The organism is Cohnella baijiui, assembly GCF_020731285.1.
Lineage (GTDB): Bacteria > Bacillota > Bacilli > Paenibacillales > Paenibacillaceae > Cohnella.
On record NZ_JAJFOW010000006.1, the window covers coordinates 1 to 26,227 of the forward strand.

Consider the following 26,227-nt stretch of genomic DNA (forward strand, 5'->3'; position numbering starts at 1 on the left):
TTTTGTAAAATTTCCCACGCCGTTATCCGTGTCATGTTCTTTGCAAAATTTCTGCCAATTGAGAAGCAATTAAGCTGATTGTTGTGCGAGAACGATGAAATCGCCGGGCATATGCGCTCAGCGTCTTTGGATTTATATTTTACCGTTGATGCTCTTCGTTATCCCTGGCCTTCCGACGCAGTATTGTTCATGAAGCTAATCGCCCACATATGGCCGTCCAAGTCCTCGAAGGCCCATGATAAATGAACCCATAATCCTGCCTTTTTATTCGGATTGAGGCTGTCCGCTTCATTGCATATAATGAAGGTACCGCCCTTCGGGGAGATCGTTAAGGGAGGCCGCGATGAACGAGACCGCATTTGACGAACCATTATTTGCAAGCTTGAAGCCGGGCTTAACCTCGTTCTGTTACCGAATGCTAGGCTCCATGGACGATGCGGACGATGCCGTTCAGGAGACGAGTATTCGGGTCTGGCAGAGCTGGAGCACGTTCAGTCAGGATTCCTCGTTCAAAACTTGGGTCTATCGGATTGCCTCCAACCTGTGCTTGGACAAGCTGAGACAATCCAAACGCCGCGCGCTTCCCGTTGACTTGTTCGCCCCGGCCGTCGCCATCGTCGAACCGCGCGACACGTTGCCGGACACTGCCTGGATCTGGCCGTCTCCCGACTTTGGGGGCAATCCGGAGGATCGGCTCGTCCGCAGAGATACCCTTCAACTGTGCTTCATCGCTCTCCTGCAGACCTTGCCTCCGCGGCAGCGCGCGGTACTCATTTTGAAGGATGTATTTGAATGGTCCTCCAAGCAGATCGCGGAAACGTTGTCGATGTCGCCGGCAGCGGCGAACAGCGCCTTGCAAAGAGCCCGTGAGACGATGGACCGGGCGCAGCTTCGCTCTGATGAGCTCAGCAGCATGGACGTTCAACCGGAGCAGCAGCTGCTGTCCCGGTATGTGGAGGCCTTCGAGCAATTCGATATTGCTACGCTCGTCGCGTTGTTCCACGAGGAAGGTTGCATGTCGATGCCGCCCTTCGAGATGTGGATCCGCGGCAAGGAAGATTTGTCCGCCTTCTATTCGCTTACTCGCTGGCATTGCGAAGGTTCGCGATTTGTGCCCATTACGGTGAATGGCGGTTATCCGGCGTTGGCCCAGTATATGCCGGGCAAAGAGGGCTCTGGCCTGGTACCCTGGGGCATCCACGTCATCGAAACCAAAGAAAATCAAATCCTGCACGTTCAAAACTTCATTCATACGCCATTATTTTCGCGATTTGGGCTACCTGAGCGAATTGAGCAATGAATTTCGTCATTGGCTTACGTCTATATCATTGAGAATAACCAAACGACGAATATCAGAGAGCCGACTGCGGGTCGGCGGCAAGTTTCTGACACGGATGGAAGCGAAGGATGGCAGCATGGGCTTTGATTTTGGCGGCGTCTACGATGTCGTGAATCGGCATGAGGCGATCGGCTACACCATGGAAGACGGAAGAAGAGTGGATATTGCTTTCGTCGATCAAGGGAATGAGACGAAGGTCATTGAAACGTCCGACGCGGAAAGCTCCAATCCCGTCGAGTTCCAGCAAGCAGGCTGGCAAACGATCATGGACAATTTCAAAGCCTATACCGAACAAAACTAATCATCGCGAAGAAGACGCCGGGAAGATGGAAGATGCCCGGCGTCTTTCTTTTTGAACCCTTTACGAGCGTGCTCTCCGTTAGCCTTAACCTTGTGCCGCATCCATGTTCATGTAGTTAATGGCCCACAGATGGCCGTCCAAGTCCACAAAGCCCCAATGATACATGAATCCATGATCTTCAGGTTCAGCGTGCAATTTTCCGCCCAAGGAGACCGCGGTATTCACGATTTCATCGACCTTTTCCCGGCTCTCGAAGGCCAATGCGATCGTCATCTGCGCATATTTGCTCGTATCGACGGATTCCTTCTCCGTGAGGGTATTAAAGAATGCTTGATTGATCAGCATGACCTGCAGGTTGTCGCCGATCACGATGGCTACCGAATTCTCGTTCTCGGGGAATTGCGGGTTGAGCTCGAATCCGAGTCCGGTGAAGAACGCTTTCGATTGTTCTACGTTTTTTACAGGCAGGTTGAAGCTCGTGAACGCGGACGTTAATGCCATTTTCAAAACACCTCTTCGTCAAATTAGTTTGTGTTCATTTATGCCTTCGTTTATATAGACGACAGCCGATCCGGGATTTCATCGGTCTCATGGATTCGGAAGCGTAAATTTTGAAAAATAACTTGGTATTGAGTTCGGATACCCGCCATTCCCGTAAGGTTGCTTATACTTATTGTGCAGGGATAAAATTAAAACCTCTCTAATAAGGAATTCGTCTGAATATAAGACAATTAAAGGGTGAGTATCGAGTGACGGAATGAGGGAACGGTATGGAAATTAATAATAAAACCGAAGTGCGAAAGAAAAAGTTCGAAACCGTCGCCATTTTTCTGCTTCAGCAGAGAAAACATGAATTGAAGTGGTGGGTTGTCGGATGACAAGAAAGTGTACCGAATCCGATCCGTGAAAATCGCGGGTTTTTCATTTTATCGGAACAGATTCTTGTCACTAGTCAGTGTCAAGAATCTGTTCCGATTGCCGAATGTGGCCAAGAAAGCAGGATTTCAACTTTCGCAAAGTGGGAAGGAAGATAACCAGAGGCAGAGATCGACACTTGGGGCAGGAAAAGGGAATGCAGGAATAAAGGCGCGGGAAAAATCCCTAGGTACCCGAAATCATTGGTGATTGGGATCTGCCTTACCGCATTTATCAGGCTGGGGGCACCCAAGGATGGCGATTAAGGGATGAAGTAATAACCCGTTTTATGTTTGAAACAGGGGCGAGAATATCTGAGATATTAGAACTTACCGTTGGAGATTACAGAAAACGATTGGATATCCATGAACTAGCTGCTACGAATAAAGGCAGCTCTATTATAGCTCCAGTTTTCACAGCCCCCTAAATAGGGTCAATGATGGGCATTATAATGATAATCAGTAGTTCAGACGTTAACAGCAGTCTCCCAAAATAACGCTTGCCTTAAAGTGTACTTTAAGGTTTAGGATGAGGAAGAACCAGCCGATTCCGTCTGAAAATAACCGATAAGGAGCGATCCGGCCAATGGCATTCACGATCAAAGAAGCTTCTGAGCGGCTTGGTTGCCCGGCTCATACGATTCGTTTTTACGAGAAGGAGGGGTTGCTCCCTTACATTAAGAGAGATAAGAACGGGAATCGACTGTTCGAACAAGATCACCTAGATTGGATCCGGCTGATGACATGTTTCCGGGCGACAGGGATGAAGCTGTCGTTGCTGAAGGAAATGGTGGATCTTGCGCTCGATGGTGATTCCACGATTCCACAGCGCAAAGCGATCTTGAACCAGTACAAGGAAGATTTATTTCGCCGCCAGAACGAATTGGCCGAAGCGCTCGACGCCGTCAATAACAAACTGTCGATATACGAAGACATCGAGAAAGGGAGAATCCCTTCCGAGAGCCAGTTGTTAATCAAGATGGAGGAGTCAGAGCGACAACAAACATAGAATGAGGGATTAACAAATGCAGCAAAGAATTTTGGGCAATAGCAATATCCTCGTCTCTTCGATCGGACTGGGAATTATGGGAATGTCTCCAGGCATTTACGGGGAGACTAACGACGAACAGTCAATCCAAACGATCCATCGCGCTTTGGACATTGGCGTCACGATGTTCGATACCGCGGACGTGTACGGGAACGGGCATAACGAAAAGCTGCTCGGCCGTGCTCTTCAAGGGCGCCGCGAGCAAGCCATTATCGCCACCAAGTTCTCGTACACCCCAAATTACGAGAGCATCAATGGCCATCCTGATTACGTTAAGAAAGTAGTGGAGGATAGCCTTCGCCGTTTGAATACGGATTACATCGATCTATACTACCAACACCGCGTCGATCCGCAAATCCCGATAGAGGAGACGGTCGGAGCGATGGCAGACTTGGTCAAGGCAGGCAAAGTTCGGGCGCTCGGCCTGTCCGAGGCTTCCGCTTCCACCATTCGCCGCGCTCATGCCGTGTATCCGATCTCCGTGCTAGAGAGTGAGTATTCGCTCTGGAGCCGTGACATCGAAGAGGAGATACTCCCTACCGTAAGAGAGCTAGGGATTACCCATGTGGCCTACAGTCCACTGAGCAGGGGCTTTATCTCCGGCGAGCTTCGCACTTTCGAGGATTTGGCCGCCGACGATCTTCGCAGATGGATGCCGCGGTTCCAAGGAGACAACTTCCGGAAGAACATTGAGGTTGTCGACAAGATCAAGGAGATCGCGATGGAGAAGAACTGTACACCATCCCAATTGGCCATTGCCTGGACGATTTCCAACGGGGCGCTGCCTATCCCGGGTACGAAGCGTATCAAGTACCTGGAGGAAAATGCGGCCGCGACTGATATCCTTCTCATGAAGGAGGACCTCGAACGAATCGATCAGGTCAGCCCCAAGAATGTCGTTCAAGGCACGCGTTATATGAAAGAACAGATGACGCTGCTCGACGGCTAGACTATAATCAGAAGAAGCAATGGTCCACGGGCTCCGTGGACCATTTGCAATTGGATATTGTCAGGTACACATTCTTGTCATCCGACAATAATGATCTGACCGACCAGTTTTGTCAGAGGACAAGAATATGTACATATTCAAACCCCCATAAATCGTGGGTTTTTTAATTTAAAGGAACATATTCTTGTCGCAAACGAATGACAAGAATATGTACCTATTGCCGATTGAGGACAAGAATGTGTTCCTATTGCCGTGTATTCAGAAGCAGTATCCAATCGAATCGTAAGCGCAGATCGGCGAGACGACCAGGTGCAGCTGGCTGCTGAAAAGGACGACGTGGGTGTTCTGCTGCAGCTTATGAGAGCATGCCGGACAGATATGATTTATATGGTTATCACACTTACCCAAATATAGCTGATGACAGGAACATCTAAATGCAAATAAAATATGGACATAAAGAAGCGGAGGGATCGCCATGCTCTCTACACGACTTATTTCCAGTGAGGATTGGGAAGCCGTAAAAGCCATCTATGAAGAGGGCATCCTGACCGGAAATGCAACATTTGAGACGAATGTTCCTGCTAAGGATAACTGGTTTTCTAGTCGCGTATTGGAGTGCAGTATCGTTTGTCTTGATGATGACAAGATCGTCGGTTGGGCATCACTAAGCCCAGTATCCTCAAGATGCGTGTATAAAGGTGTAGGAGAGAATAGCATTTATGTAAAGCAAGATCAGCGTGGCAAGGGAGTGGGGGACTATCTTTTAGGTCAACTAATAAAAGCCGCGGAGAAGACGGGGGTTTGGACAATTCAAACTGGAATTTTTCCAGAAAATACGATAAGTATCGCACTTCATCTGAAGCATGGCTTCCGTGAAGTAGGGGTAAGATCCAGGATCGGCAAGATGGATGGTGTTTGGAGAGATGTTTTGTTCATGGAAAGACGAAGCGAAGTCGTTGGCGTTGATTAAAAAAATGGATAACCAGTCGACTGGAGACAGATTCCTTTTAGAATAATGGTTGGGTGCCCCATTTTAAGCTGGCTACAAGTTGAAGCAGAGACGCCCAAGGGGCGTCTCTATACTTCACTTATTGAAAATGCGTTCTAATGCCTCACGTTGAACAGACTTATGTCGATGACAGGGCGGATATCTTTTGCTTTAGATTCCGCATCCTCAAGATTTTTTGCTGCTCCTAGCGCAAGGAGAGTACCAGCCGCAACAGTGCCTGTACGTCCCTTTCCGCCTCCACAGTGAAAAGCTACCTTCTTACCGCTTCTGTAGGCTCCTACGACTTCCTCTATGGCTTTTTGGAACAGCTGATGTTGGCTCTCCGTGGAATTATCGCCTAAGCGGAATCTGTACCCATTTCGCTTTCGAATCTGCATAGGCGCATTCAGTTGCTTCGGCGCGCAGATCCACGACCACTTCCACGCCTTCATTCTTTTCCATCGCCTCTACGTCAGCTGCTCCGCCCATAAAGATCTTGTTGTCATGTAATGCATGATACTTTTTCTCCATCGTAGTGCCCCCTTGATGACAGCTTACATTTTACGGAAGTTCGTCAACTCGATCTTCATCGGCGCAGATGGAGGGGCGCAGCACAAAGATAAATCTCTCGCCTCGCCGGCAGATTCGAATTCCGAATCTTCTTTGGTGTAGAAAATCTCCCACGCATTGACGTCGGGATCGTATACCCATACCTTATCTTGAACAGCGTAGCAGCAGGTCGTGTTCATCTCGTCAATCAACAAAAGATCAGCTTGGCGAAGTCGTTCACCCATTGCCAGCACGTCTTCCGTATTGTCCACTTGGAAACCGAGATGGTTTAATACACCGTTTTTCTCAAAGGGTCTAACGTTTATCGAAAAGTGGAGCGCAGGATTATCTAGTTCGAACTTTGCATAGTTGTCTTTGACTTTCGTGGGTTCCGCTCCAAAGAAGGACCGATAAAAGGCGAGGGACTTGTCCAGATTCGAACAGTTCACCGCGACGTGAATTCTTTTTATCGCTGCCATCGTTATTTTCCTTCTTGAACGAATTGCTCGATCCGTGCCTTAATGGCGTCGCGAACGGCATGGAATTGCGCCATGATTTCCTCTTCGGTGCCCGTTGCCTTGGCCGGATCCTCAAAGCCCCAGTGCCATTTGATGACGTTCGGATTCATAATGACCGGGCAGTGTTCATCTGCATGACCGCACAATGTAATGACGTACGTTGCGCGATTCAGGATCTCGGGATCGATTACGTCCGATGAGTTGCGGCTAATGTCAACGCCGGCTTCTTGCATCACTTGAACGGCACGTGGATTCAGGCCATGCGCTTCCAACCCTGCGCTTTTGACTTCGTACTTCTCTCCGCCCAAGGCGTTAAGGAAGCCATCTGCGATTTGACTGCGGCAAGAGTTACCGGTGCACAAGAAATAGACGAGTGGTTTGTTTTCCAATGTAGTTAGCTCCTTTGAGGTTTAAGTTTTTAACCGACGACTTTGAGCCATACGAACAATCCAGTTAACGTAATGAACAAGACAGGGACAGTGAGAATAATACCTGTTTTGAAGTAAGCCCCCCAGGTGATCTTCACGCCTTTGCTGGATAGGACATGCAGCCAAAGCAGCGTAGCGAGCGAGCCGATCGGCGTAATCTTCGGACCCAGATCGGATCCGATGACGTTGGCATAGATCAGCGCTTCGCGAATGACGCCTGTCGGGTTTGTACCGTCGATCGCCAGAGCGTTAATCATGACCGTAGGCATGTTGTTCATGATGGAGGAAAGGATCGCAGCGACGAAACCGGAACCTACTGTAGCGACGAACAAGCCTTGATCTCCAAGCCACTTAAATACCGCTCCCAGTTCATCGGTAAGGCCCACATTACGCAGTCCGTAAACGACAACGTACATGCCAATGGAGAAGGTGACGACCGCCCATGGAGCGCCTTTTACAAGCTTCCAAGTGTGGATCTCACTGCTTTGACGGGCCAGTAAAAGGAATACAAGGGCAGCCACGCCGGCAATAATAGAAACTGGAACCTGGATAAACTCGCTTAACAGATAGGCGGCCAACAATACGCCTAAAACGATCCAGGAGATCTTAAATAAACGCATATCCTTGATAGCCGCTCTAGGCGATTTGAGTTGGCTTAAGTCATACTGCTTCGAAATACTTCGTTTGAAGAACAGGAAGAGCACAAGCAAGCTTGCAGCGATCGAGAAGAGGGTGGGGATGATCATACGGCTCGCATATTCTACAAACCCGACGCCGAAGAAGTCCGACGAAACGATGTTGACCAGATTACTGACGACTAGTGGAAGGGAGGCTGAGTCCGAGATGAATCCGCTCGCCATAATAAACGGAAGAATCATGCGTTCATCGAATTTAAGCGCGCGAACCATCGCCAGTACGATCGGCGTTAGAATCAAGGCTGCTCCGTCATTTGCGAAGAACGCGGCGACCGCAGCTCCGAGCAGAATGACATAAACGAACATCAGATTGCCATTTCCTTTTGCAAACCGCGCCATATGCAGAGCCGCCCACTCGAAAAAACCGATCTCGTCTAAGATCAAAGAGATGAGAATGATGGCGACGAATGCGAGCGTTGCGTTCCACACGATCTGGGTGACATCCCATACATCGTTAAAATTCACCACACCGCAAATTAATGCAATAATGGCTCCGCCGCATGCAGACCAACCGATGTTCAGCCCTTTGGGCTGCCAAATGACAAATACAAGCGTAACTAAAAAGATGAGCGTAGCGACCGCGAGCATAACTGCCTCCTAGTTAACAGCAATCATTACAATGAAGGGACTGTATTTTCCCCCGCATGGAAGGGAGTTGTTCGATGATTTCTTTTAAATAAGGCTTATCTTCCACGCTTAACGAATAATAAATCCATTGACTGCGCCGAGTCTCGTTGACCAAGCCCCCGCCTTTTAGTTTTTTCAAATGTTGACTGGCATTTGGCTGTGTCGTCTCAAGGATATCTACAATATCACAAACGCACATTTCTTTTTCCTTTAGCAGCGCCAAAATGGTCAGCCTCATGGGGTGGGCGAGCAATTTTAACGTTTCCGCCATTTCATCAATGGAAATCGTGGTGGTTACCATGTCGTTCACTCCCTTCAGAATGTCCAGATCATTTGTCGTGAAGATTATATAAGATATTCATTATATAATCAACACCTAATATAAAAAACATGCAGAATTCACCTCACGAGTGCCGTAGTGCTTGGCGAATGCTTCAGCTATTTGGCTTCGGCAACGATTTTGAGAACACAGAAAATAAAGATTCAGTTGGCGTTTCATCTTTATTATCCTTTCGTAACTAAGAGTAAATCTAGTATATAATTGATTTGTTATATTGATATTAACTTATATTTAGGGTTATCCCATTTGCAGGATTCAACAATCTATAGGAAAATCCAAATCGAATTATTATTTGCATTTTGCAAATAAGTAGCGTATAAGTAATGTGTGGGGTGAGAGCGATGGAAGAAGTTCGGCAATTACTGCAACAAATCACGAAACATTTTGGGCTTCTCAATAAAAATTGCTGTACAGTAGGCGGAATTGAGCTTTCGCTAGTTCAGAGCAATATCTTATACGAAATCGATCGTCAGCACCAGCCATCCATACAACAGCTTGCGGATCAGTTGGGAATGGACATTACTACGTTCAGCCGGCAAGTCCAGACTTTGGTGCAGAAGCAACTGGTCCATAAAGTTGCGTCCGCCTCTGACAAAAGGGTGTTCATTTTATCACTGACCACGCAAGGTAAGTTTGTGGCCACAACCATTGATCACCAGGTGCAAAGTTATTTAGAACAGGTTTTCGCCAACATTGATGAATCCGAAAGGGATGGCGTTAGTCGCTCCCTTCGCTTGCTCAATGAAAGCATGGGGAAGGCATCGTCATGTTGTAGCTAGCGATGAATGCAAGTGCATTTATCGTTGACTAATACTTGCAATTTGCAAATAACATGAAAGGGGCGTTACGAACATGGAGGTTTTCGATTCAATTGTAATTGGAGGAGGGCAGGCGGGCCTGGCTTCGGGATACCATTTGAAACGAAAAGGGCTGAAGTTCATCATCCTGGAATCTCAGGCACAAGCTGCAGGATCTTGGCCAAGGTATTACGAAAGTCTAAAGTTGTTCTCTCCAGCACGTGTTTCTTCACTTCCAGGAATGAAGTTTCCAAGTGCTCCAAACCGATATCCATTGAGGAATGAAGTCATTCAGTATTTTAAGCAGTACAAAGCGCATTTTAATTTGCCGGTCAAGACAAATCAGCATATCGATCGGGTCACGAGGGAAGGTCAATTATTCGCCATTCATACGAACGAAGGGAATAAGTTTCTAGCAAAGACGCTGATTAACGCCACCGGATCCTTCCACAGCCCCTACAAGCCTCAAATTCCAGGACAGGATACTTTTCGAGGGGAGATGCTTCATTCGTCCGATTACCGGCGGCCAGAAGCATTTGCGGGCAAGCGTGTACTCGTCGTAGGTCGCGGGAATTCTGCAGTAAAAATAGCGGTTGAATTGGCTGAAAAGAGCCATACTAGCCTTGCCGTTCTTAAACCTGTCCAATTCACAAAGCAGCGTGTATTGGGGATCGATCTTCACCTATGGGTTCGAGCGATCGGATTCGACACATTTCCTTTCTGGCGGTTTGGGAAGAACGCCCCTAATCCGTCATCTGTCGTAGACCTTGATCAATACCAGTTGAAGCTCAAAGCCAGAAAGCCGGATCAACGGCAGATGTTCACAGCCTTCTACGAAGACGGTGTGATCTGGCCGGACGGCAAGAAGGAAGCTGTCGATGCAGTTATTTTTGCTACTGGTTACCGACCAACCCTTAACCACTTGAATGAATTAGGTGCAACGGATTCAAAAGGAGCCCCCATTCAACGAGCTGGTGTAAGTGAGACCGTTCCGGGGTTATATTACGTAGGTCTCTACGGACAACGATCTTTTGCATCGGCAACGATTCGAGGCGTGGGGCCAGATGCAAACTTCGTTGTAAAGAAGCTGAAGAAGTATTTATCAAAGAGGTAGTGGTTGCTGAGAAAGAAGGTCATCATTTAATCAAATATATTTGATTTACTCTTGTGTTCCTCCATTCTCCATGGTAAGATCAATCCACAAGATCAAATTTATTTGATGGATGGAGCGGTAAGAATGAACGTGTTCGCAATGGAGCAGCTTATGATGCATCAAAAAACCGAAATTGAGAATCAAGCCCGCCATACCTGGAAATGGACCAGTTTTAACAATGCTGCAAAGGCAGTTGTCCAACAACCGGTTCTTGAAGTAAAGCCAGTATTCCTTCAAGTCAATCCAGCCGTTGCCTGCTGCTCTGTTTGCTGCTAAGGGGGGAATGAGATGTTAAAAGAACTTCCAGTAGTGGTACCCGTCCCTGGTTCTGTCGACTTTTCAAAGTATGAAGCCAAGTTTAAAGCCCTTGCTGATCAAAAGCGTCTGCAAATCATGTACGAACTCACGCAAAGAGGTAGCGTTTGTGTCTGTGATTTGACAGAAGTGGTCGAGATGCCTCAGTCGAAGCTATCGTACCACTTGAAGATCTTGCTTGACGCCGGCTTGATCACTCGTGAAACGCGAGGTACCTGGAGCTTTTATGAGCTGAATCACGATGAAGTGAACAGTCTGCTATCGCCTGAACTGTGTTGCATCTTCCGCAAAGTCGATGATCGCCCTAAGGGGTGTTGCTAATACTCTTGATAGTGACCCCCATAACAAGTGGGTTAAGGTCTGCGAAATTAATCAAGATAATTTGATTATAAAAAGGAGAGTGGATCAATGGAAATTTCGGATGATGCAAAAGTGATTATCGCGGAAGTGCTGGCCGAAAATGATAGTGACTGTTTGAGGGTAACGTCGCAAGAGTCTTGCTGTGGGCCGACATTGCGTTTTGAACTCAGCAAGCTTCAGGAAGATGATAGTTCCACATCCATTAATGGAGTATTAGTCGTAATGGATTCTCAGGCTAAAGCTAAAGCAGAGAGCGTCATGTTGGCCACAAAAGATGGCGCTTTGGTAATAGAAGACGCTAGCCCGTCCTGTTGCGCTTAAGTGCTACGGCAAATTTGACGGGAATGCCCTTTTTGCCTTCTTACGTGATGCACGGGGCGGTGTCAGCTAGTGAGGATCTTATCAATGAAAGCTCCAAAGGTTATCTTCAGCATGTAACCAATGAAGAACTAAATCCTCAAATCCGCCTTCGTAAAAAGTGGGAACGTATGGTGCTCAGACAAAGTGAATCACATTAATAAGTATTGATATGCCCAATAAATCAAAAAATATTGATTCAAAAGGAGCCATCTAAATGAGCCAGGTTCAGAACGATGAGGTGCGTCAGCATGTCCGTAATCGATACAAGCAAATTGCCATTCAAAGCACTGCAGCAGCAAGCTGTTGCTCACCCTCGACTTCTTCAACTTCTTCAAGTTGCTGTGGAACCCCCGATGAAGTGTCGGCTAAGTTAGGATATTCAAGTGAAGAGTTAACGGCAGTTCCGGAAGGAGCAAACCTTGGACTTGGCTGCGGCAATCCTCAAGCGATCGCGTCTCTCCAGCCAGGGGAAATCGTACTTGATCTGGGGAGTGGAGCTGGGTTTGATTGTTTCCTCGCCTCCAGACAAGTAGGGGAGACAGGTAGGGTCTACGGCGTTGATATGACGCCGGAAATGGTAAGCCGTGCACGCAGCAACGCTCTGAAGAATAGTTATGAGAATGTGGAATTTCGCCTTGGTGAGATTGAACATCTGCCTATTGTAGATAAAAGCGTGGATGTCATTATCTCTAACTGCGTGATTAACTTGTCTCCGGATAAACAACAAGTATTCAATGAAGCATACCGTGTCTTGAATCCAGGCGGTCGTTTAGCTATCTCGGATGTAGTTACAACTGCGGAATTGCCTGCCGAGGTTAAGGGAGATATGGAATCTTTAGCAAGCTGTATATCTGGCGCGTCCACCGTAGAGGAAGTTAGAGAAATGCTTCGAGTAAGTGGTTTCGTTGATATTGTCATTGAACCCAAAGACGACTCCAGCAAATTCATAAAGGACTGGGTCCCAGGAGCTAAAGTGGAGGACTACATTCAATCGGCTGCCATAAGAGCTGTCAAACTGAAATAACAAAAGTATTTGAAAGAGCCTATTCCTTTACTTACTCCATGATCGAATTTTCCTATCATAAGAAGCCCTCCACGTGAGGGCTTTTTAAAAAAGCCAATTCGCTTCAGGGCCATAAGACAGGCAATAGGTATGTGATGTCAGCCGACAACAAACGGCATCGCAGTAAGGCACCCGTATACATATGTATAAAATACGGGTTTTGTGAAAAAGACTGTAGGTTGAAACCTCAGGAGCTTGCTGAACTTCTCAAATACCTCAGGCGCGACCTCCGAACTCTTGTAACAACCAATACGAACCGAACTATAACGAATCAGTTCGGAGTTACGTGTTATCAGACCGTCAAATAGTTCGTAGTCGATGTTACAGGAGCTTGCTGAACTTCTCAAATATGCTACCTTTCAAGCTGTTTTCAAGAAGTTATCGGTATGGATAACTTCTTGTTCAAGTTCGGCTGATTCATCTATTTTCCCTATAACACATTTAGTTGCCTTACTTTATCAATAGAATTTCATTTGTTCATAATCCATCTCATCCATATACTTTTCGAAGGCTTGTAGCCGCTCCCGACTCATCCCCTGCAGGCACTGGACAAATCGCATTTGCCACTCCATTGGATACTCATTCTCTAATAACAGAATGGACGGCAAATCCAGAGTCTCGCTTCGTAGCTCTTCATAAAAAACGATTTTCGCCAGGATAGCCAACTCCATATCGCCAAACGCATGGAAGAGGGCATCATACTCATCCCCGTATAAGCAGTCTGATTCAAGCATATCGAGATAGTCATGGAAGGAATGAAAGCTTGACAAAATTAGCTTGACTTTGTCCTCCTTCCTCTCGCATGCCAGAATCTCATGCAGCAGTCTTCTTAATTGGACATCGCTCATTCTGTCCTTTTCGTTGAACAAAATGACAATGGACTTCGCTCCCCCCTCCCTCTCTGTAATAATGACAGTCCGTAAGTTGTTGTGCTTTGCAGCATTCGCCACTCGCTTAGCGAGGTCTTCTTTGTACCCGTCCATATACTCCTTCAATTGCGAATTAATCGGCAATTCTTGTTGAAGCCTCCCCATCGCATCAGAGATGACGGACCGAATTTGCGGTTCAGTGAGGCTCATGAATTGCTGTTCTAAGCGTTTGTATTGACCCTCGGAAATCCTGATTTCATCGGCATCTCCCCCTGATAAAATCGAGAATATCGCATTATTCAGCATTAGCTCATAAATATTGAACAGCTCGATTCGGTAGTTAAACCTGCATTCCCTTCCGTAGTGAACCAGCAAATCCAATAGCTCCTGCTGATCGAACAAAGCGCAAAATTTGGTCTCCAGCTTCAGCCGTTCCAGGTACTGTTTCATATAGAAAACGCCTTGAAGCCGCATGTCATCGAGAGCCAGTGGGTAATCAATACTGGCCATCGTATTGTGGGCATCGAAGATGATTCCGTATTTCCTGAGAAAGACAGGTAGCGACTCATCGATGGTCATATTATAAGCGTCGACCGGAACCTCCAGCTTGTTAGCAGTGATTTCCTTAAATAACTGCTTGGTCTCTTCAAAGCATTGACTGACCTTTTCAACACCTCTTTCATAGATTTGGCGAACATCAATCGTTTTGAGATACGTAATCGCCTTCTCTGGCTCCTCTAAGCTGAACAGATACGCGTCTGCCGCATACATGATGGAGGTCAAGATGCTTTCTGCTGTTTCCGTGGTGACTGAGGTACTTTCGCCCTGGGTGTATTTCTTGATCAGCTCCTGCAGGATCTGCATGAACGCATTTTGAATGCGCATCATTTCTTGGCTCGTGAGCAACCCCGCTCGCAAGCCTTCGTTCATTAAGGAAATCGTATATTGATTTCGCTGCAGCCGAGATTTGCGAATGCCGCCCTGAACTGTCAACTCGCGCCTGTCATTTAGATTTTCAGATCCCAATATTCATCTTCTCCCTCAAGTAAAGATTCTTTCTTCAGCAATTGTCTTCGGAACTCTTCGGCATACTCTTCGAGTCTGCTCTTCAACAAGTCCAATGAGCCCTCGCAATCATCTTCGAACACTTCCTTCATCCTATGGAGGAGCTTTATGTCATTGATTCTGTCTTCTGTTTCATTTTTAAGATAATAAAAAATCTCATGCAGTTCATTCAGGGTATCTACATAGTTCTCCTGCTGGATGAACGATGACGTCGAAAATACCTCGATGAGCTCCTTGGTCACTTCAATGCTCAATTCCACCCGCCCGTAGCTGTAAAGGGCCTGGCTTCTTGCCGCCATCATTAATTGAACATCCTTCAGGCTCAGGACCAGGCCATATTCCTTGGTCTTCTCGTTCAATTCCAGTAATTCGGTCATATACTGTTCCTGCATAGACACGTTCAGGGAGTTGAAAATCCGAGACAAATACATGTGGTCATCCCCCTTTTTCGACTCTATATATACAGCACATCGCTATCACCATGCCATCAATTTTTTCTCGAAAAAATCAATAAAATAAAAATCAAATTAATAGTTGACATATTATTTAAATTATGATATAATATAGAGATATGTTTTATAATAATATATATTTTAATCGTTGTTTCCATTCTTGTCAATCGAAGCGATTTTTTGCGCTTTAATTGAGACTTTAGCCCTTCTCGTAGACCATTAAGCAGCAGCTTGTTATCATAGAAAGAAAGGTTGGGCAGAGATGATTCTGACCCAACCTTTTATTTTCATCCGCAATCCTGTGATGAACATAGAGATCATTTTTGTTAAAAGAAAATAAACCATTAGACTGAAAATATGTATTAGACTGGGAACGGCATTAAGCTAACTGGCAGGATAGTTTAAATTTTACCCACACGAACAGTGTTACCGTGCCTCTGAATAAGTCTTAGTAAATTCTCAATTGAAATCCAGATTGTTGCGGTGTTTTCATTTGGATGTATGCCAATGTTATTGAATGGTAATAAATCCTCATCAATCATTACTTCGACTTTACGCTCGGTGTCGTTCAGTACGCCCAAGGGTGTCACTGCGCCTTTCTGCAAGCCAAGATAGTTAAACAGATCCTCTTCAGAAGCAAAGCTGAGTGGTCTTGAATTCAGTAGCGCTCGCAATTCCTTCAGATTCACCGTTTTATCTTTTTGAATTGTTAATAAATAATAACTTCTTTTTTTATCGTCCCGAACAAATAGGTTTTTCGCAACTTGATGGGCGTTAGGCATTTCGAAACTATCCATTTCTTCGATCGTATATGCAGCTGGATGCTCCACGATTTCATAGCTAATACTCAATTGTTCAAGTAATTCCAAGATCGCTGTTTTGTTCATGTTATTCACCTGTCTCTATGATTTTATATTCTCGACTTTATAGCTGAGCGACTTCGCCCCAAAAGTATATCCCCATACTGAAAAGTCTCATCAAGCCGCCTGCAATTGAATGACAAATAAACCCAACCTCCTACCTTTAAGCTAACGGATATGTTAGTTCAATAAACCAGCGGCAGTCTAGGACTTAATTTTCCAGTCCAAGACTGCCCGCCGGTTTTATATCGGAGTCAGTCTAATACTTATTATTCGGAGCCTAACGGTTTAGCAATTCAGAAATCCGCGTAGGATCAACAAATCCAGCCCAAAACTTTGGATTCCTTTCATCGATGGATGAAGCGAACAAGGGCCAAAACCCGGCTTAGACTCAAGACTAATGTTGTGGTCATGTTTGTCTCCCTCTTGAATATTAGCTTTCTTCAATACTTTTGAATACTAAATCGATTTCCATCTGGATCGAAGAAATGGAACCGCGCAAATCCGTTTAGATTACCGGAAATATCGGAAACGGATACACCGCTGTCGAGTAAATATTGATGATAGTTTTGGAATACCCATGTATCATGAAGGACGCAGGAGGGTGTAGCCGGACCGTTAATTGGGCCCGTATACGCAATCGGAGGCAGCGTTTCTAACCACCATAATGATGTTCCGGGATGATGCTCTACACCAAGTCCCATAAGAGCCCATCCCTTTTCGGGATGCTCCTCTAGTAATGACATCCCTACATACTTCTGGTACCATTCCTTCGGATTAATACTATTGTAATATTTTGTATCGAAATATCTTTCGGTGATCTTGCGATCAATTTCACAAATCTTGCGATTTTGTAGATTGCCTTCCCTGAACTCGCAAGCATTTCTTCCAAAGTAACATTTGAACGAACGAGAAAAATCGCCGATCGAAGAAAAACCACAATCTATGGCAATTTCCGATAGACTCTGGTCATGATAGATTATGATTTTAGTTAGAGCTCGTTCCAAACGAGTTCTTTTAACATAATCGTTAAGGTTTTCACCGGTGACCGCTTTAAATAGGCGATGAAAGTGAAAAGGCGAGTAGGAAACCAGCTCCGCTACCTTATGGAGCGTGAGCTTATCGTTAAGGTGCTCTTCGATGTAATCCATTACCTTATAAACTAAAAGGCGATGCCTCTCTTGAACCACAACGGGTTGGTTGCTCATTTACGCTCTCCCGTTCCCAAAGCGCCGTAGATCGCAGTTTTAGCGCGATTGAATGAATCCATGTTTTCGTGCAGAAACGATCGGCTCGTAATCGGCGTCATAAACGGATCATTCCCCAGCGTCGAAAACACGATCAACGGCGCGTCCGGCAGTTTTCCGCCTTTGCGGATGTCATCATAAAGCTCGCCATTCAAATTTTTTCTTTCTGAAATCGTTTTCGTTAATGTCCTCAGATGATATTGAATGAGTGGTTCTCGAACAGCATCCGGCCATTCTTCGAACATATGTTCGAATATACCGCGAAACACCCGCTTGTATGCCACGAGTGTGCGAAGCATCGCAAATCCTTGCTGAAGAAGATAGCGTTTCTTGAGCTTTGGCGTGTGGATCAGGAAGTCCTCGTGAGGCGGTTCTAACAGAAGCATCCCGGCTACCTCGCCCGGGAATCGCTGGGCGTATCTTTGCGCATAAATGCCTCCCAACGAGTGGCCGACGAACAGATATGGGGCCGGCACGCCAGCCGTTTGCAAGAGTTGCCGCAATTCATCCGTCACCTCGAGTGCGCTTCGAGGCAACTGAATCGAATCGCTCTCGCTTGGTCGAAACCTCCTGGAATCGAATTCGATCCTGATCCGAAGGAATGCCTTGACGAACGGCCTTCCATTCGCCGCCTCGAAACCGTTCATACCTTTCAAACGCGCATGGAATCCCCTTTGCGGTACGCAAGTCACTGCTGTCCATCAGTTGGAAGTGAAGATGCGGCGCGGTCGAATTGCCGGAATGCCCGACCTCGCCTAACTTCTGCCCCCGTATTACACATTGGCCCGCGGTAACCGCCACGGATCCCGTCTTCAGATGGGCGAATCCGGCAAAGACGTTCTCCCTGCATTTCATCACGATATAATTGCCGGCAACGGCATCGATGCCTTTCTGGTCAGGGTGAAAGGTATAAGCGTTCTTTAACGCGACAAACAGATCGGAAACCGGATGAACTCTCGCCCTTTCCCGGCGCCCGTCTTCGGCCGCGACAATTTCCCCGTCGCACGGCGCATACACGCCTTCACCCCAACCGTAAGTCTCATGGAGCGGAACGCCGTACAAGAGATAACGCAATGGACTTGCCCGGTAAAAGGGCTTCCCTTTCCGCGAGGGGTCGACCTTCACAAAATCGAATGCGTATCTCTCTCCCAATAGATCCGTCCCATGGCTTGGGATCCTTTTCCCCGGCGTGTTAGGCGCCATCCACTCTCCTCTTAAAGGAAACTCGACGATGACGGGAATTGCATATCCATTCATGTCCATTCCTCCTTGTAAAAGGCTTTCCGAAGCTCGTTCAAGTAACCATCCAACTCGGTGCGGATATGATCGTAATCCAGATTCGGGATTTCGGAATTTCGAATCTCCTCCAGAATCTGATTCGTAAAACCGATATTCGCCCAATACACGAGCTGTTTGCATCGTTTCACGTCCAGCCCGTCTTTGAATTTCGATTCGTCCACATGGCCGAACATCGTCTCTTCGCAAATCAACGGTTTGCCGGCCGTTCTAAGCTCCAGTTCCCTCCTGATTTCGTCGGACTTCGTATGGGCGCTGCGATCGATAAATTCGAAGATCCAAGGATGCTTATGCAACAACTCCAATTGAAGAAAATACGATTGCCGCAGTCTTTCCAAAAGATCGGGCTCGCGAAAGTTCATGAATGGCAAATATTCTCGGTTCATCCTATCTGTGCAGTAATCATATAGGAACAGAAAAAGATCCTTTTTGCTCTGCACGTAATGAAACATCAACGCTTTTGATATTCCTGACGCTTTGGCGATCACGTTCGTCGAGGCTTCGTCGTATCCTTTGGTGGCGAATTCCTTTAATGCCGCGTTGAGAATCGCCTCTCTTCTTCCCGGTTCCAACGTTTCCAATCTGGGAAGCATGCCAACCACCTTCCTAAGCGCCTATCATTTACCTGACAGGTCAATCCCATTATATTTCCATTTACCTAAAAGGTCAATGAAAAGACAAAAAATACGCCTTGACCAGGCAAACGGTCAAGGCGCTGGCAAGAGCAGCGGATAGCACCGTGCGCGAGGAGCGGCTAAAAGTTCCCCATCGCCTCCGCCTACCGCTCTTTTAGTTCGGGCATATCCAACGCGGTGGCCATATTGCACAGCATGCCGATGGCCAAGAAGATCACCGTTTTTTCTTTGGGGTTCGCCGCGCCTTGCTCCGCAAACGCGTCCAGCACGATTTGACGAACCTCCCGGATACCTTGGCGCATGACGTCTCGTACCGCTTCTTCGTTCATCGTTTGCGCTTGCATCTGCAGCAGCACTTCGTTTTTGTGCGATTGCAGCAGAGCGTCATAGGCTTCGATCAAGCGTTGCTCCATGACCTCCGGAGGCACCGAAGCGATTACTTGGCGAAAGGATTCGAACAAACGGGCCCAGGCTACTTCCAACGCGGCGACCATCAGCGCTTCTTTCGTTTTGAAAAAGCGGAATACGTAAGGTTGGGAAATTTGCGCGCGTTCCGCAACTTGCGCGGTCGTGGCTCGATAATAACCGATTTCCGCAAAGACGTCGATGGCCGCCGCGATGATCTCCGTCTTTCGGTTAACCGACGCTTTTTCTTCTCTCATTCCCGCACCCCCTATGTTATCGATTAATGGATCAATAACTCCTATTATAGAAATAACGATCCCGCGAATCAATTCCGCTGCTGATATGACGACAATAGTTTACATAATATATGTTATGTTCACTTTCTGCGATCCGACGGAGCCTTGACCAGCTTCTCGGACACCGACGCCAGCTTCTGATCCATCGTCCCCTGCCTGTCCCGCCGGTCATCGATCGTGATCGACGTCGACACGCGCTTCGCCCCGTTCCGGAATGGCACCTCGTGCATCCGGCGAACAACGGCGAGCACGTCGTCCAGCTCTCCTTCGATGATCGTGCTCATCGGCGTCAACTGATGCTTGATCGGTTCCGGAGCTTCGGAAAGCAAGCGTTCGACGGCCGCGACGTATTCGCTGACGCTGGTCGATCCGGTCCCCAACGGGACAATCGTCACTTGTACGATCGCCATGGCGATCCCTCCTTTTATTCGTATGCGCCGATCAAATCACGCCGTAAGACCGCAGCGTTAACAGCCGTTCCACTGTTACGTACCCGCGCCATTCCATCTCGACGGCGGGAGACAGCGCCGTCCAGCTGATCGGCCATCCCCCATCCTCCTGCTGTTCGGCCAATAGATGGGCCAAGTGCAGCCGGATATCCTCCGGCGTGACGAACTTGGCCGCATAGCTGTCTTTTCGCGGCGCCCAGTCCAACACTTTGTGCACATAGCCTTGCGCTAGCGGGTCTCGCTCAATGACGCCGGGGCGTGCCAGCCACTCGTCCAGCTTGCTCAAGTACGGCCGAGATAGCGCACGGTCGGGGACAACGCTTAAAAACCCGATCCACTGCACCCCCTCGTGATAGTCGGCCGGCAGCGTCTGCTCCATATGCTCCCACATTTGCCGCATGGACAGTCGAAACCACGGCTCGTGTTCGTACAGTGTCCACGCTTTTTGCTTCATCATCAGCCCGAGCAGATTGCCCGTCGGATTGACGCTGAACGTTTCGTCCTCCTCAGTCGCCCACCACGGGGCGTGCGGGTAAGCTCCGATCGAACGATGGGCGCGCGGAAAACCGCCATCCGGCAGCGCGATCTGTTTCAAATACCGTCCGACGCTCGCGACCATGCCGGCGTCGAAGCGATCCAGGTCGTTCATATAGAGAAGCGCGAACTCCGTCGTCACCGGCTGACTTTGCGGGCAACGAATGTCGGCCTCCAGCGCGTTGCCGAAGCCGCCGTCGTCGTTTTGGTAGGCTTTCAGCGCGGTCAACACCGCTTTCTTGCTCCCTTTCTCCCAATGAAAAGCGAACCGGAGCCGATCGACGAGTCGTGCGTGACGATACAGAAACGATCGGGCTTTCTCCAACGTGCCGTCGGGCAAACCGTTTATCATGTCTCCAAGCCCCTTTTCATATTAATTAATTATATAAATTATTAGTTTAATTAAATATATCCCCCGCTGTCTGATCCCTTCCTGATTCTGCTATAATAGAAAGACTACGCTGTGCGGACAAAGGGGACGCCTATGAATTTGCAAAAGAAAAAAGACCGGGAAGAGCTGGAGCGTCGGATCCCCCACATGCCTTGGTATGTCGAGAAATTCGTCAATTACAAGCTGCCGGATCTGTCGCCCTCCTCCCTCTTGGAATACGTGCGCGATTACGAAGCTTTTTTCGGCTGGCTCATGGCCGAGGGTCTTACCCAGGCGGATCGGATGTCCGACATCCCGCTCGTCGATCTGGAGCGCCTGCACATGGACAGCGTCGACAACTTCCGCATGTTCCTGGCGACGCGCAAAGATCAGGCCAACAGCCGGACGACCATCTCGCGCAAGCTGTCGTCGCTGCGTTCGCTGTTCCACTATCTCAGCCAGATCGCCGAAGACGACGACTTTTATCCGCTGCTCAAACGCAATGTCATGGCCAAAGTGTCGATCAAGCGGACGCACAAGCCGAAGGACACGGCCGCCAAGCTGGAGGGCAAGCTGCTTCAGGAGGAAGAGATCGAAGCCTTTATCGCGTATATCCGACAGGACTATGCCAGCGATGTCGCCTCGAATAAGCAGGCTCTCTTCGCGCACGAGCTGAATCATACCCGCGATGCCTGTATCGTCAGCCTCATCCTGAACTCGGGGCTCCGCGTGTCGGAGCTCGTCCATCTGAACACTGACGATCTCGACCTGAAGAAAAAGCTGCTCTACGTATACCGCAAAGGCAAAAACGACGACACGTTCAAGACGCCGGTCTACTTTCGTAACGACGCGATCGCGGAACTGGAGTCGTACCTGGAGCAGCGGGAAACGCGCTACCGCGCGCCCAAACGAGAGAAGGCGCTGTTCCTCGCGCTCGCGAACGGCAAAAACGAAGGCTCACGGATGACGAAGCGGGCCGTCCAAGAGATGGTCATCAAGTATGCCAAACGCTTCGGCAAGCCGTACCTGTCGGTGCACAAGCTTCGTCATTCCTTCGCGACCGACTACTATTTGCGCAACGACCTGTACAAAACCCAGGAGCAGCTCGGTCACGCCTCTCCGGAGACGACTCAAATCTACGCGCATCTGACGGACAAAACGATGGAGGAAGCGATCGACCGCTGACGTGTCGCGGAATGACCGATCCCCGGACCTTGGCGCGGACGTCGACCGCGCCCTCTCCCTCCAATCTTTGGAAACTCGCTTGTACGCCCAGTATAGCACAAAACAACCCCTCGGACCCGCCCGGGGGGTTGTGCTTTGAAGCCTTCTAAACCATGTGCGAATGGCAGCAATCCCTGATGAAGTCGGCTTCTCGCTCCAGCTCCGCCAATCCCGACACGGCGTCCGGAATCTGGGCGAGCAGAACGTCCGCGCCGTCGACACCATCCAGGTATCGGCCCAGAAAATGAACGAACACGTCCAGTTTGCGGAGCCGGATGAGCGGCACGATCGCATCGGCTTCCGCGCTGCCTAGCCGGACAACCGAAGCGTAGCCCCGCGCGAATGCGGTTATCGCATCGCGCCCGCCTTCCTGCCCAAGCATCCCGGAGATCACAACCGCCGGCTCCATCGCGCGAACGTCTCGCGTGCAAAATTCAAAGTCCAGAACCGCCGCGATCCGATGCCGGTCCTCCAGCTCGGCTAGCAGATTCGAGTCGTTGATGTCGCCGTGCACGAGCTGATGCGGCAGCGAGCGCATCGCCGGCAGATCGGCGCGCAGACGGGCGAGACCGTCGGCCAGCGTCGCGAGCTCCCCGCGCAGATGACGCAGCGTCTGCGGAGGGTCGACGCAAAAGGCGGCTACGCGCGCGAGCGAGCAGGACGGATGCGCCTTATCCAACTCGTAATAAGGCGGATAGGCCGGCGAGACCTGCGGCGATACGCCGCGAAGCGCGTCGGACAATTGACCGACCGCTTCGCCTACGGCGTAGGCTGTTCGCGGGCTTTGCCCGTCCGGCCTTTCTCCCTCCAGGTAGGCGAACAAGCAGGCATACCTCCCGCTTCCGTCCTGCAAGGGAACGAACGTTTCCCCCTCGGCGTTTCGCCGGGGAACCGGTATTCCGAACGTCAGCGCGCTGCCGGCCAGCGCGAGCAATACCTCGTGCTCGAAGCGAATTTTGCCGGGGTCGCGATGGGTCTCGTAAATGCGGAGAATCCATTGCTTCCCTGCCGACGACGCGTAACGCGTCGTGTTGTTCCACCCGCTATTGCCCTCGGCGAGCGCCCAGTCCGCTTCGGCATCGTAAGCTTCCAACAGCTGCCGAAAAGGCATCCGTCAGCCCTTCTTGACGATGGAAGCGTCGATTGCCGCCTTCTCGGCATTCGTCACGATGCCGATCCGCCAAACGGCGGCGCCGCCCAAGCCGTAACGCTTGGCCAAGCCCAGCTTGTCGCCGATCGACGTCTCGTTTTCCGCGTCGACATTGACGGCGAGCAGCAGCTTTTCCTTCTTGACCCCTGCTTCCAGCGTCTTTTGGATGGCTTGTTCGACCAGATTGTTCGGCTGCGGCTGCTTGCGCTGCGCATCGGTTCCGTAATCGTACGCCATCAAGACCAACTCGTCCGCCATTTTGGCGAGCGCGGCGTAATCGTAGCCTTTGTACGCGCTGTTCGGCGGCGGCACGGCGAGCGACACCTTGATGCCGTCGGCGGCGACCGTCTCGACGAGCTGTTTGACGTAGACGTTGAGCTGCGATTGCGCCTGTTTGGGATCGTCCTGCCAGCCGAGACCCTCAAAGTCGAGCAGGATGCCGCCGAAGCCGTTTTGCAGCGCCAATTCGCGAAGCTGCGAGATCGAGTCGTCCCGCAGCGCCTTGTCCGTCAGTACCTTCGTGAGCTGACGCTTGCCGTCCTTGGCCAGCACGGCCAAATACGACCGGGCGCCCTGCGCGTTCGCGTCCGCGACGATCGATTCGGGCGTCACGTCTCCCGCCGCGTCCGGCCAGCGCCATTTGGAGCCGTTCGCGTCTTTCAGCGTGAAGACGCCGTTGTCGTCGATCTGGCTCCAGCCGAAGGCCACTTCGTTAAAGCCCGCGATCAAGTCCCGCTGATCGAACGAGGAGATGGCGTAGAAGCCGAGCAGCCGCATCTCCCGCTGCGGCGAGACGATCGTCACGGCCTTGGCTGCGCCGTTCCAGTCGACCAGCGCGCCGAATTGGCGGCTGAAAAAGGCGAGCGGGATGAGCACCGAGCCGCTCCTCGTCATCGGCGCGACGGCGAGCGTTTCCTTGGCGCCGTTGACGGTCGCGTAGTTCTGTCCGACGCGGAGGACGACGTCCTTCGACTGTCCCTGGGCGTCCTTGCCGGTCGCGCGCACCGTCTTCGTGGCGGCGTCGTACGCGACGTTGATGCCTAGCGCTTCGGCGATCGCCCGAAACGGCACCATCGTGGTGCCTTGATAGACGATCGGCGGGACGCTCGCGGCGAGCGGCACGCGGTCCAGGACGATCGACACCGGTTTCTCCGCGGCGGACGCGCCCGAAGCGGCGGTCCCGGCGAACAGAGAAATGGCGAGCGCGGCGGTCGTTATGTTCCGAGTCCAATTTGCAGTCATAAGTCCTCTCCCGTAAGCCTGCGAGAATTGAATAGATTGATAGATAGGCAAGCCTTCTCAAATTATAGCAAAAGTGCATTAAGAGATTCAATGAAACCCCCTAAGTCAAAACACATGACAAATAAACCTCTCTCGCCGGCGGCGAAAAGAGGTTGTCTTCAGTTTACATAATATTTGTTATGTACATTTAATGAGATGAATCATTCTCAGTGTCCAACCGACTCCGTTCTTGCTCCCATTCTTCCTTCAACAAGCCCATTTGCAGGACGTCCGCGTACCGTCCATGGCGATACAGCTTTTGCCTCAACCGCCCTTCCTCCCGGAAGCCGCACTTCAAGTAGCTGCGGATCGCCCGCTCGTTGAAGTCGTACACCTCCAGCTCCAGTCGGTTCAGATTGAGTTCGAGAAACGAATACGCGGCGAGCAGCCGCATCGCTTCGGTGCCGAAGCCCCGGCCGCAGTTGTCCGGCGAGCCGATGACGATCCCGATCCGGCCGACGCGGTTTTTCCAATCGATGGCGTCGAGGCCGATTTGACCGAGATACAGCTCGGTCGCGGCTTCCGCGATGACAAAGCTGCGGCTGTCCGCTTTCTGATCCATCATCGCGTCCAGAAATTCCTCGGTCGACTCCAACGTGTGGGGGTACAGGAAAATGTCCGACAAAAAAGAGACGATCGATTCGTCGTTGACCCATCTGCGGATCGGCACGAGATCCTCCGGGCGGTATTCGCGCAGCCTGACGCGTTCGCCGACGATGTGCGGCATGGCCTACTCCTCCTTTAGGTAACCCCGTTCGACCGACTGGCGAAGCATGTCCGTCGCAAACGTCCAGAGCGGCGGACATGCTTCCTCTAGGACGCGGAGCCGCGCGACGGCTTGGGAGAGCGTCACGCCGTTCAGCTTCCAGCTATGGCCGTCGGTGTGGAAGTTGTGCAGCATCGGCTGCAGCCGGTCCAGCGCCGCCGCATAGCGCGCTTCGGCCGTTTCGCCTTCTTCGAACTCCTGCCAAAGCGCGCGCCATTCGAGCGCCTGGTCTTCGGGCAGCAACCCGAACAGTCGCGTCGCGGCCGCTTCCTCCCGCTCGGCTTTGTCCTGATAGCCGATGGTATCGTAGGCGAACGTATCGCCGGCATCGATCTCCACCAGGTCGTGGATGAGCAGCATGCGGATGACTCTTCCGAGCTCGGGCTTCGGATCGGGCGCGTGCTCGTGCAAGATTGCGGCGTAAAGGGCGATGTGCCACGAATGCTCCGCATCGTTCTCCCGGCGGCTGCCGTCCACAATCAGGGTTCGCCTCAGCACCTGCTTCAGCCGGTCGATCTCGAGCAGAAAGCTCAATTGCCGCTGCAAGCGAACATCTCCGGCTACGTTGTCGGACATCGTATTCC

The 26,227-nt window shown here is 49.9% G+C and carries 34 protein-coding genes; 12 read left to right on the forward strand and 22 right to left on the reverse strand.

Annotated features, from left to right (window positions below; all coding sequences use genetic code 11):
• Nucleotides 1-343: 343 nt before the first annotated feature.
• Together LKX83_RS08260 and LKX83_RS08265 are read left to right on the forward strand one after the other, a co-directional pair.
• A complete protein-coding gene (locus LKX83_RS08260) occupies nucleotides 344-1,300 on the forward strand; it encodes a sigma-70 family RNA polymerase sigma factor (RefSeq protein ID WP_227881702.1) in 957 nt (318 codons plus the stop codon).
• The gene (locus LKX83_RS08265; protein ID WP_227881703.1) at nucleotides 1,272-1,640 is read left to right on the forward strand and encodes an SRPBCC domain-containing protein; all 369 of its coding nucleotides are present in this window, start codon (nucleotides 1,272-1,274) and stop codon (nucleotides 1,638-1,640) included. The genes LKX83_RS08260 and LKX83_RS08265 overlap by 29 nt, the downstream gene beginning before the upstream one ends.
• An 84-nt stretch (nucleotides 1,641-1,724) precedes the next feature.
• Here LKX83_RS08265 and LKX83_RS08270 read toward each other — a convergent pair whose 3' ends face one another.
• A complete protein-coding gene (locus LKX83_RS08270) occupies nucleotides 1,725-2,141 on the reverse strand; it encodes a VOC family protein (RefSeq protein ID WP_007729208.1) in 417 nt (138 codons plus the stop codon).
• Between the two features lie 999 nt (nucleotides 2,142-3,140).
• On the opposite strand from LKX83_RS08270, the gene LKX83_RS08275 reads away from it, so the two are divergent.
• From LKX83_RS08275 to LKX83_RS08285, 3 genes are all read left to right on the forward strand, one after another.
• Nucleotides 3,141-3,563 carry a MerR family transcriptional regulator gene (locus tag LKX83_RS08275; RefSeq protein ID WP_145950312.1) on the forward strand — a complete coding sequence of 141 codons (423 nt, stop codon included), beginning with the start codon at nucleotides 3,141-3,143 and terminating at the stop codon, nucleotides 3,561-3,563.
• A gap of 16 nt (nucleotides 3,564-3,579) precedes the next feature.
• Nucleotides 3,580-4,551: an aldo/keto reductase gene (locus LKX83_RS08280; RefSeq protein ID WP_227881704.1), complete on the forward strand. Its 972-nt coding sequence runs from the start codon at nucleotides 3,580-3,582 to the stop codon at nucleotides 4,549-4,551.
• A 475-nt stretch (nucleotides 4,552-5,026) separates the two neighbouring features.
• Complete coding sequence (locus LKX83_RS08285; protein ID WP_227881705.1) at nucleotides 5,027-5,521, forward strand: GNAT family N-acetyltransferase; 495 nt, start codon at nucleotides 5,027-5,029, stop codon at nucleotides 5,519-5,521.
• Between the two features lie 134 nt (nucleotides 5,522-5,655).
• Here the strand turns inward: LKX83_RS08285 and LKX83_RS08290 are convergent, their stop codons facing one another.
• The 7 genes from LKX83_RS08290 to LKX83_RS34285 all read right to left on the reverse strand — a co-directional run bounded on the left by LKX83_RS08290 (nucleotide 5,656) and on the right by LKX83_RS34285 (nucleotide 8,855).
• Nucleotides 5,656-5,937, reverse strand: coding sequence for a protein-tyrosine phosphatase family protein (locus tag LKX83_RS08290; protein WP_227881706.1), 282 nt, complete (start codon nucleotides 5,935-5,937; stop codon nucleotides 5,656-5,658).
• The gene (locus tag LKX83_RS08295; protein WP_227881707.1) at nucleotides 5,891-6,070 is read right to left on the reverse strand and encodes a hypothetical protein; all 180 of its coding nucleotides are present in this window, start codon (nucleotides 6,068-6,070) and stop codon (nucleotides 5,891-5,893) included. Before LKX83_RS08295 ends, LKX83_RS08290 begins: the two co-directional genes overlap by 47 nt.
• 23 nt (nucleotides 6,071-6,093) lie before the next feature.
• Nucleotides 6,094-6,558, reverse strand: coding sequence for an ArsI/CadI family heavy metal resistance metalloenzyme (locus LKX83_RS08300; RefSeq protein ID WP_370639053.1), 465 nt, complete (start codon nucleotides 6,556-6,558; stop codon nucleotides 6,094-6,096).
• Between the two features lie 11 nt (nucleotides 6,559-6,569).
• Nucleotides 6,570-6,995 carry an arsenate reductase (thioredoxin) gene (gene arsC / locus LKX83_RS08305; RefSeq protein ID WP_227881709.1) on the reverse strand — a complete coding sequence of 142 codons (426 nt, stop codon included), beginning with the start codon at nucleotides 6,993-6,995 and terminating at the stop codon, nucleotides 6,570-6,572.
• Between the two features lie 29 nt (nucleotides 6,996-7,024).
• On the reverse strand, nucleotides 7,025-8,317 hold the full coding sequence (locus LKX83_RS08310) for an arsenic transporter (RefSeq protein ID WP_227881710.1): 1,293 nt from the start codon (nucleotides 8,315-8,317) through the stop codon (nucleotides 7,025-7,027).
• A 13-nt stretch (nucleotides 8,318-8,330) separates the two neighbouring features.
• Nucleotides 8,331-8,657: an ArsR/SmtB family transcription factor gene (locus LKX83_RS08315; protein WP_227881711.1), complete on the reverse strand. Its 327-nt coding sequence runs from the start codon at nucleotides 8,655-8,657 to the stop codon at nucleotides 8,331-8,333.
• Between the two features lie 75 nt (nucleotides 8,658-8,732).
• Nucleotides 8,733-8,855, reverse strand: a complete 123-nt coding sequence (locus LKX83_RS34285) for an arsenate reductase/protein-tyrosine-phosphatase family protein (protein WP_227881712.1) — start codon at nucleotides 8,853-8,855, stop codon at nucleotides 8,733-8,735.
• 182 nt (nucleotides 8,856-9,037) lie between these two features.
• Between LKX83_RS34285 and LKX83_RS08325 the strand changes: the two genes are divergently transcribed.
• From LKX83_RS08325 to LKX83_RS08350, 6 genes are all read left to right on the forward strand, one after another.
• Nucleotides 9,038-9,475, forward strand: a complete 438-nt coding sequence (locus tag LKX83_RS08325; RefSeq protein WP_227881713.1) for a MarR family winged helix-turn-helix transcriptional regulator — start codon at nucleotides 9,038-9,040, stop codon at nucleotides 9,473-9,475.
• Nucleotides 9,476-9,548: 73 nt separating this feature from the next.
• Nucleotides 9,549-10,607 carry a flavin-containing monooxygenase gene (locus LKX83_RS08330; RefSeq protein ID WP_227881714.1) on the forward strand — a complete coding sequence of 353 codons (1,059 nt, stop codon included), beginning with the start codon at nucleotides 9,549-9,551 and terminating at the stop codon, nucleotides 10,605-10,607.
• Nucleotides 10,608-10,730: 123 nt separating this feature from the next.
• Nucleotides 10,731-10,922 carry a hypothetical protein gene (locus LKX83_RS08335; RefSeq protein ID WP_227881715.1) on the forward strand — a complete coding sequence of 64 codons (192 nt, stop codon included), beginning with the start codon at nucleotides 10,731-10,733 and terminating at the stop codon, nucleotides 10,920-10,922.
• Between the two features lie 12 nt (nucleotides 10,923-10,934).
• Nucleotides 10,935-11,282 (forward strand): ArsR/SmtB family transcription factor, encoded by a 348-nt coding sequence (locus tag LKX83_RS08340; RefSeq protein ID WP_227881716.1) that lies wholly within the window; start codon nucleotides 10,935-10,937, stop codon nucleotides 11,280-11,282.
• Nucleotides 11,283-11,369: 87 nt separating this feature from the next.
• A complete protein-coding gene (locus LKX83_RS08345) occupies nucleotides 11,370-11,642 on the forward strand; it encodes a hypothetical protein (protein WP_227881717.1) in 273 nt (90 codons plus the stop codon).
• A gap of 253 nt (nucleotides 11,643-11,895) precedes the next feature.
• The gene (locus LKX83_RS08350; RefSeq protein WP_227881718.1) at nucleotides 11,896-12,705 is read left to right on the forward strand and encodes an arsenite methyltransferase; all 810 of its coding nucleotides are present in this window, start codon (nucleotides 11,896-11,898) and stop codon (nucleotides 12,703-12,705) included.
• Between the two features lie 497 nt (nucleotides 12,706-13,202).
• On the opposite strand, the gene LKX83_RS08355 is transcribed toward LKX83_RS08350, so the two are convergent.
• The 10 genes from LKX83_RS08355 to LKX83_RS08400 form a co-directional block, all read right to left on the reverse strand.
• The gene (locus LKX83_RS08355; protein ID WP_227881719.1) at nucleotides 13,203-14,639 is read right to left on the reverse strand and encodes a DUF6179 domain-containing protein; all 1,437 of its coding nucleotides are present in this window, start codon (nucleotides 14,637-14,639) and stop codon (nucleotides 13,203-13,205) included.
• Nucleotides 14,621-15,109 (reverse strand): DUF6323 family protein, encoded by a 489-nt coding sequence (locus LKX83_RS08360; protein ID WP_227881720.1) that lies wholly within the window; start codon nucleotides 15,107-15,109, stop codon nucleotides 14,621-14,623. The genes LKX83_RS08355 and LKX83_RS08360 overlap by 19 nt, the downstream gene beginning before the upstream one ends.
• A gap of 422 nt (nucleotides 15,110-15,531) precedes the next feature.
• Nucleotides 15,532-16,017: a prolyl-tRNA synthetase associated domain-containing protein gene (locus LKX83_RS08365; protein WP_227881721.1), complete on the reverse strand. Its 486-nt coding sequence runs from the start codon at nucleotides 16,015-16,017 to the stop codon at nucleotides 15,532-15,534.
• 416 nt (nucleotides 16,018-16,433) lie between these two features.
• Nucleotides 16,434-17,198 carry a helix-turn-helix domain-containing protein gene (locus LKX83_RS08370; RefSeq protein WP_227881722.1) on the reverse strand — a complete coding sequence of 255 codons (765 nt, stop codon included), beginning with the start codon at nucleotides 17,196-17,198 and terminating at the stop codon, nucleotides 16,434-16,436.
• Nucleotides 17,195-17,752, reverse strand: a complete 558-nt coding sequence (locus tag LKX83_RS08375) for an alpha/beta hydrolase (protein ID WP_370639049.1) — start codon at nucleotides 17,750-17,752, stop codon at nucleotides 17,195-17,197. Before LKX83_RS08375 ends, LKX83_RS08370 begins: the two co-directional genes overlap by 4 nt.
• Nucleotides 17,742-18,494 (reverse strand): M23 family metallopeptidase, encoded by a 753-nt coding sequence (locus tag LKX83_RS08380; RefSeq protein ID WP_227881723.1) that lies wholly within the window; start codon nucleotides 18,492-18,494, stop codon nucleotides 17,742-17,744. Before LKX83_RS08380 ends, LKX83_RS08375 begins: the two co-directional genes overlap by 11 nt.
• Complete coding sequence (locus LKX83_RS08385) at nucleotides 18,491-19,126, reverse strand: TetR/AcrR family transcriptional regulator (protein ID WP_227881724.1); 636 nt, start codon at nucleotides 19,124-19,126, stop codon at nucleotides 18,491-18,493. Before LKX83_RS08385 ends, LKX83_RS08380 begins: the two co-directional genes overlap by 4 nt.
• 185 nt (nucleotides 19,127-19,311) lie before the next feature.
• Nucleotides 19,312-19,830 carry a TetR/AcrR family transcriptional regulator gene (locus LKX83_RS08390; protein WP_227881725.1) on the reverse strand — a complete coding sequence of 173 codons (519 nt, stop codon included), beginning with the start codon at nucleotides 19,828-19,830 and terminating at the stop codon, nucleotides 19,312-19,314.
• Nucleotides 19,831-19,949: 119 nt separating this feature from the next.
• Complete coding sequence (locus LKX83_RS08395; RefSeq protein ID WP_227881726.1) at nucleotides 19,950-20,279, reverse strand: MTH1187 family thiamine-binding protein; 330 nt, start codon at nucleotides 20,277-20,279, stop codon at nucleotides 19,950-19,952.
• A 31-nt stretch (nucleotides 20,280-20,310) separates the two neighbouring features.
• A complete protein-coding gene (locus LKX83_RS08400; protein WP_227881727.1) occupies nucleotides 20,311-21,204 on the reverse strand; it encodes a hypothetical protein in 894 nt (297 codons plus the stop codon).
• Nucleotides 21,205-21,336: 132 nt separating this feature from the next.
• Between LKX83_RS08400 and xerS the strand changes: the two genes are divergently transcribed.
• Nucleotides 21,337-22,407, forward strand: a complete 1,071-nt coding sequence (gene xerS / locus LKX83_RS08405) for a tyrosine recombinase XerS (protein ID WP_227881728.1) — start codon at nucleotides 21,337-21,339, stop codon at nucleotides 22,405-22,407.
• Between the two features lie 145 nt (nucleotides 22,408-22,552).
• Here the strand turns inward: xerS and LKX83_RS08410 are convergent, their stop codons facing one another.
• The 4 genes from LKX83_RS08410 to LKX83_RS08425 form a co-directional block, all read right to left on the reverse strand.
• Complete coding sequence (locus LKX83_RS08410) at nucleotides 22,553-23,557, reverse strand: phosphotransferase (protein WP_227881729.1); 1,005 nt, start codon at nucleotides 23,555-23,557, stop codon at nucleotides 22,553-22,555.
• A 3-nt stretch (nucleotides 23,558-23,560) separates the two neighbouring features.
• Complete coding sequence (locus tag LKX83_RS08415) at nucleotides 23,561-24,838, reverse strand: stalk domain-containing protein (protein WP_227881730.1); 1,278 nt, start codon at nucleotides 24,836-24,838, stop codon at nucleotides 23,561-23,563.
• A 187-nt stretch (nucleotides 24,839-25,025) separates the two neighbouring features.
• The gene (locus tag LKX83_RS08420) at nucleotides 25,026-25,604 is read right to left on the reverse strand and encodes a GNAT family N-acetyltransferase (protein ID WP_227881731.1); all 579 of its coding nucleotides are present in this window, start codon (nucleotides 25,602-25,604) and stop codon (nucleotides 25,026-25,028) included.
• Between the two features lie 3 nt (nucleotides 25,605-25,607).
• The gene (locus LKX83_RS08425; RefSeq protein WP_227881732.1) at nucleotides 25,608-26,219 is read right to left on the reverse strand and encodes an HD domain-containing protein; all 612 of its coding nucleotides are present in this window, start codon (nucleotides 26,217-26,219) and stop codon (nucleotides 25,608-25,610) included.
• Nucleotides 26,220-26,227: the final 8 nt, after the last annotated feature.

Bases quoted from the DNA above. Each gene is read 5' to 3' on its own strand.
- LKX83_RS08260 (WP_227881702.1), top strand. From the start codon at position 344: ATGAACGAGACCGCATTTGACGAACCATTATTTGCAAGCTTGAAGCCG.
- LKX83_RS08270 (WP_007729208.1), bottom strand. From the start codon at position 2,141: ATGGCATTAACGTCCGCGTTCACGAGCTTCAACCTGCCTGTAAAAAAC.
- LKX83_RS08275 (WP_145950312.1), top strand. From the start codon at position 3,141: ATGGCATTCACGATCAAAGAAGCTTCTGAGCGGCTTGGTTGCCCGGCT.
- LKX83_RS08280 (WP_227881704.1), top strand. From the start codon at position 3,580: ATGCAGCAAAGAATTTTGGGCAATAGCAATATCCTCGTCTCTTCGATC.
- LKX83_RS08285 (WP_227881705.1), top strand. From the start codon at position 5,027: ATGCTCTCTACACGACTTATTTCCAGTGAGGATTGGGAAGCCGTAAAA.
- LKX83_RS08290 (WP_227881706.1), bottom strand. From the start codon at position 5,937: ATGCAGATTCGAAAGCGAAATGGGTACAGATTCCGCTTAGGCGATAAT.
- LKX83_RS08295 (WP_227881707.1), bottom strand. From the start codon at position 6,070: ATGGAGAAAAAGTATCATGCATTACATGACAACAAGATCTTTATGGGC.
- LKX83_RS08310 (WP_227881710.1), bottom strand. From the start codon at position 8,317: ATGCTCGCGGTCGCTACGCTCATCTTTTTAGTTACGCTTGTATTTGTC.
- LKX83_RS08315 (WP_227881711.1), bottom strand. From the start codon at position 8,657: ATGGTAACCACCACGATTTCCATTGATGAAATGGCGGAAACGTTAAAA.
- LKX83_RS34285 (WP_227881712.1), bottom strand. From the start codon at position 8,855: ATGAAACGCCAACTGAATCTTTATTTTCTGTGTTCTCAAAATCGTTGC.
- LKX83_RS08325 (WP_227881713.1), top strand. From the start codon at position 9,038: ATGGAAGAAGTTCGGCAATTACTGCAACAAATCACGAAACATTTTGGG.
- LKX83_RS08330 (WP_227881714.1), top strand. From the start codon at position 9,549: ATGGAGGTTTTCGATTCAATTGTAATTGGAGGAGGGCAGGCGGGCCTG.
- LKX83_RS08335 (WP_227881715.1), top strand. From the start codon at position 10,731: ATGAACGTGTTCGCAATGGAGCAGCTTATGATGCATCAAAAAACCGAA.
- LKX83_RS08340 (WP_227881716.1), top strand. From the start codon at position 10,935: ATGTTAAAAGAACTTCCAGTAGTGGTACCCGTCCCTGGTTCTGTCGAC.
- LKX83_RS08345 (WP_227881717.1), top strand. From the start codon at position 11,370: ATGGAAATTTCGGATGATGCAAAAGTGATTATCGCGGAAGTGCTGGCC.
- LKX83_RS08350 (WP_227881718.1), top strand. From the start codon at position 11,896: ATGAGCCAGGTTCAGAACGATGAGGTGCGTCAGCATGTCCGTAATCGA.
- LKX83_RS08360 (WP_227881720.1), bottom strand. From the start codon at position 15,109: ATGTATTTGTCTCGGATTTTCAACTCCCTGAACGTGTCTATGCAGGAA.
- LKX83_RS08365 (WP_227881721.1), bottom strand. From the start codon at position 16,017: ATGAACAAAACAGCGATCTTGGAATTACTTGAACAATTGAGTATTAGC.
- LKX83_RS08370 (WP_227881722.1), bottom strand. From the start codon at position 17,198: ATGAGCAACCAACCCGTTGTGGTTCAAGAGAGGCATCGCCTTTTAGTT.
- LKX83_RS08380 (WP_227881723.1), bottom strand. From the start codon at position 18,494: ATGAATGGATATGCAATTCCCGTCATCGTCGAGTTTCCTTTAAGAGGA.
- LKX83_RS08385 (WP_227881724.1), bottom strand. From the start codon at position 19,126: ATGCTTCCCAGATTGGAAACGTTGGAACCGGGAAGAAGAGAGGCGATT.
- LKX83_RS08390 (WP_227881725.1), bottom strand. From the start codon at position 19,830: ATGAGAGAAGAAAAAGCGTCGGTTAACCGAAAGACGGAGATCATCGCG.
- LKX83_RS08395 (WP_227881726.1), bottom strand. From the start codon at position 20,279: ATGGCGATCGTACAAGTGACGATTGTCCCGTTGGGGACCGGATCGACC.
- LKX83_RS08400 (WP_227881727.1), bottom strand. From the start codon at position 21,204: ATGATAAACGGTTTGCCCGACGGCACGTTGGAGAAAGCCCGATCGTTT.
- xerS (WP_227881728.1), top strand. From the start codon at position 21,337: ATGAATTTGCAAAAGAAAAAAGACCGGGAAGAGCTGGAGCGTCGGATC.
- LKX83_RS08410 (WP_227881729.1), bottom strand. From the start codon at position 23,557: ATGCCTTTTCGGCAGCTGTTGGAAGCTTACGATGCCGAAGCGGACTGG.
- LKX83_RS08415 (WP_227881730.1), bottom strand. From the start codon at position 24,838: ATGACTGCAAATTGGACTCGGAACATAACGACCGCCGCGCTCGCCATT.
- LKX83_RS08420 (WP_227881731.1), bottom strand. From the start codon at position 25,604: ATGCCGCACATCGTCGGCGAACGCGTCAGGCTGCGCGAATACCGCCCG.
- LKX83_RS08425 (WP_227881732.1), bottom strand. From the start codon at position 26,219: ATGTCCGACAACGTAGCCGGAGATGTTCGCTTGCAGCGGCAATTGAGC.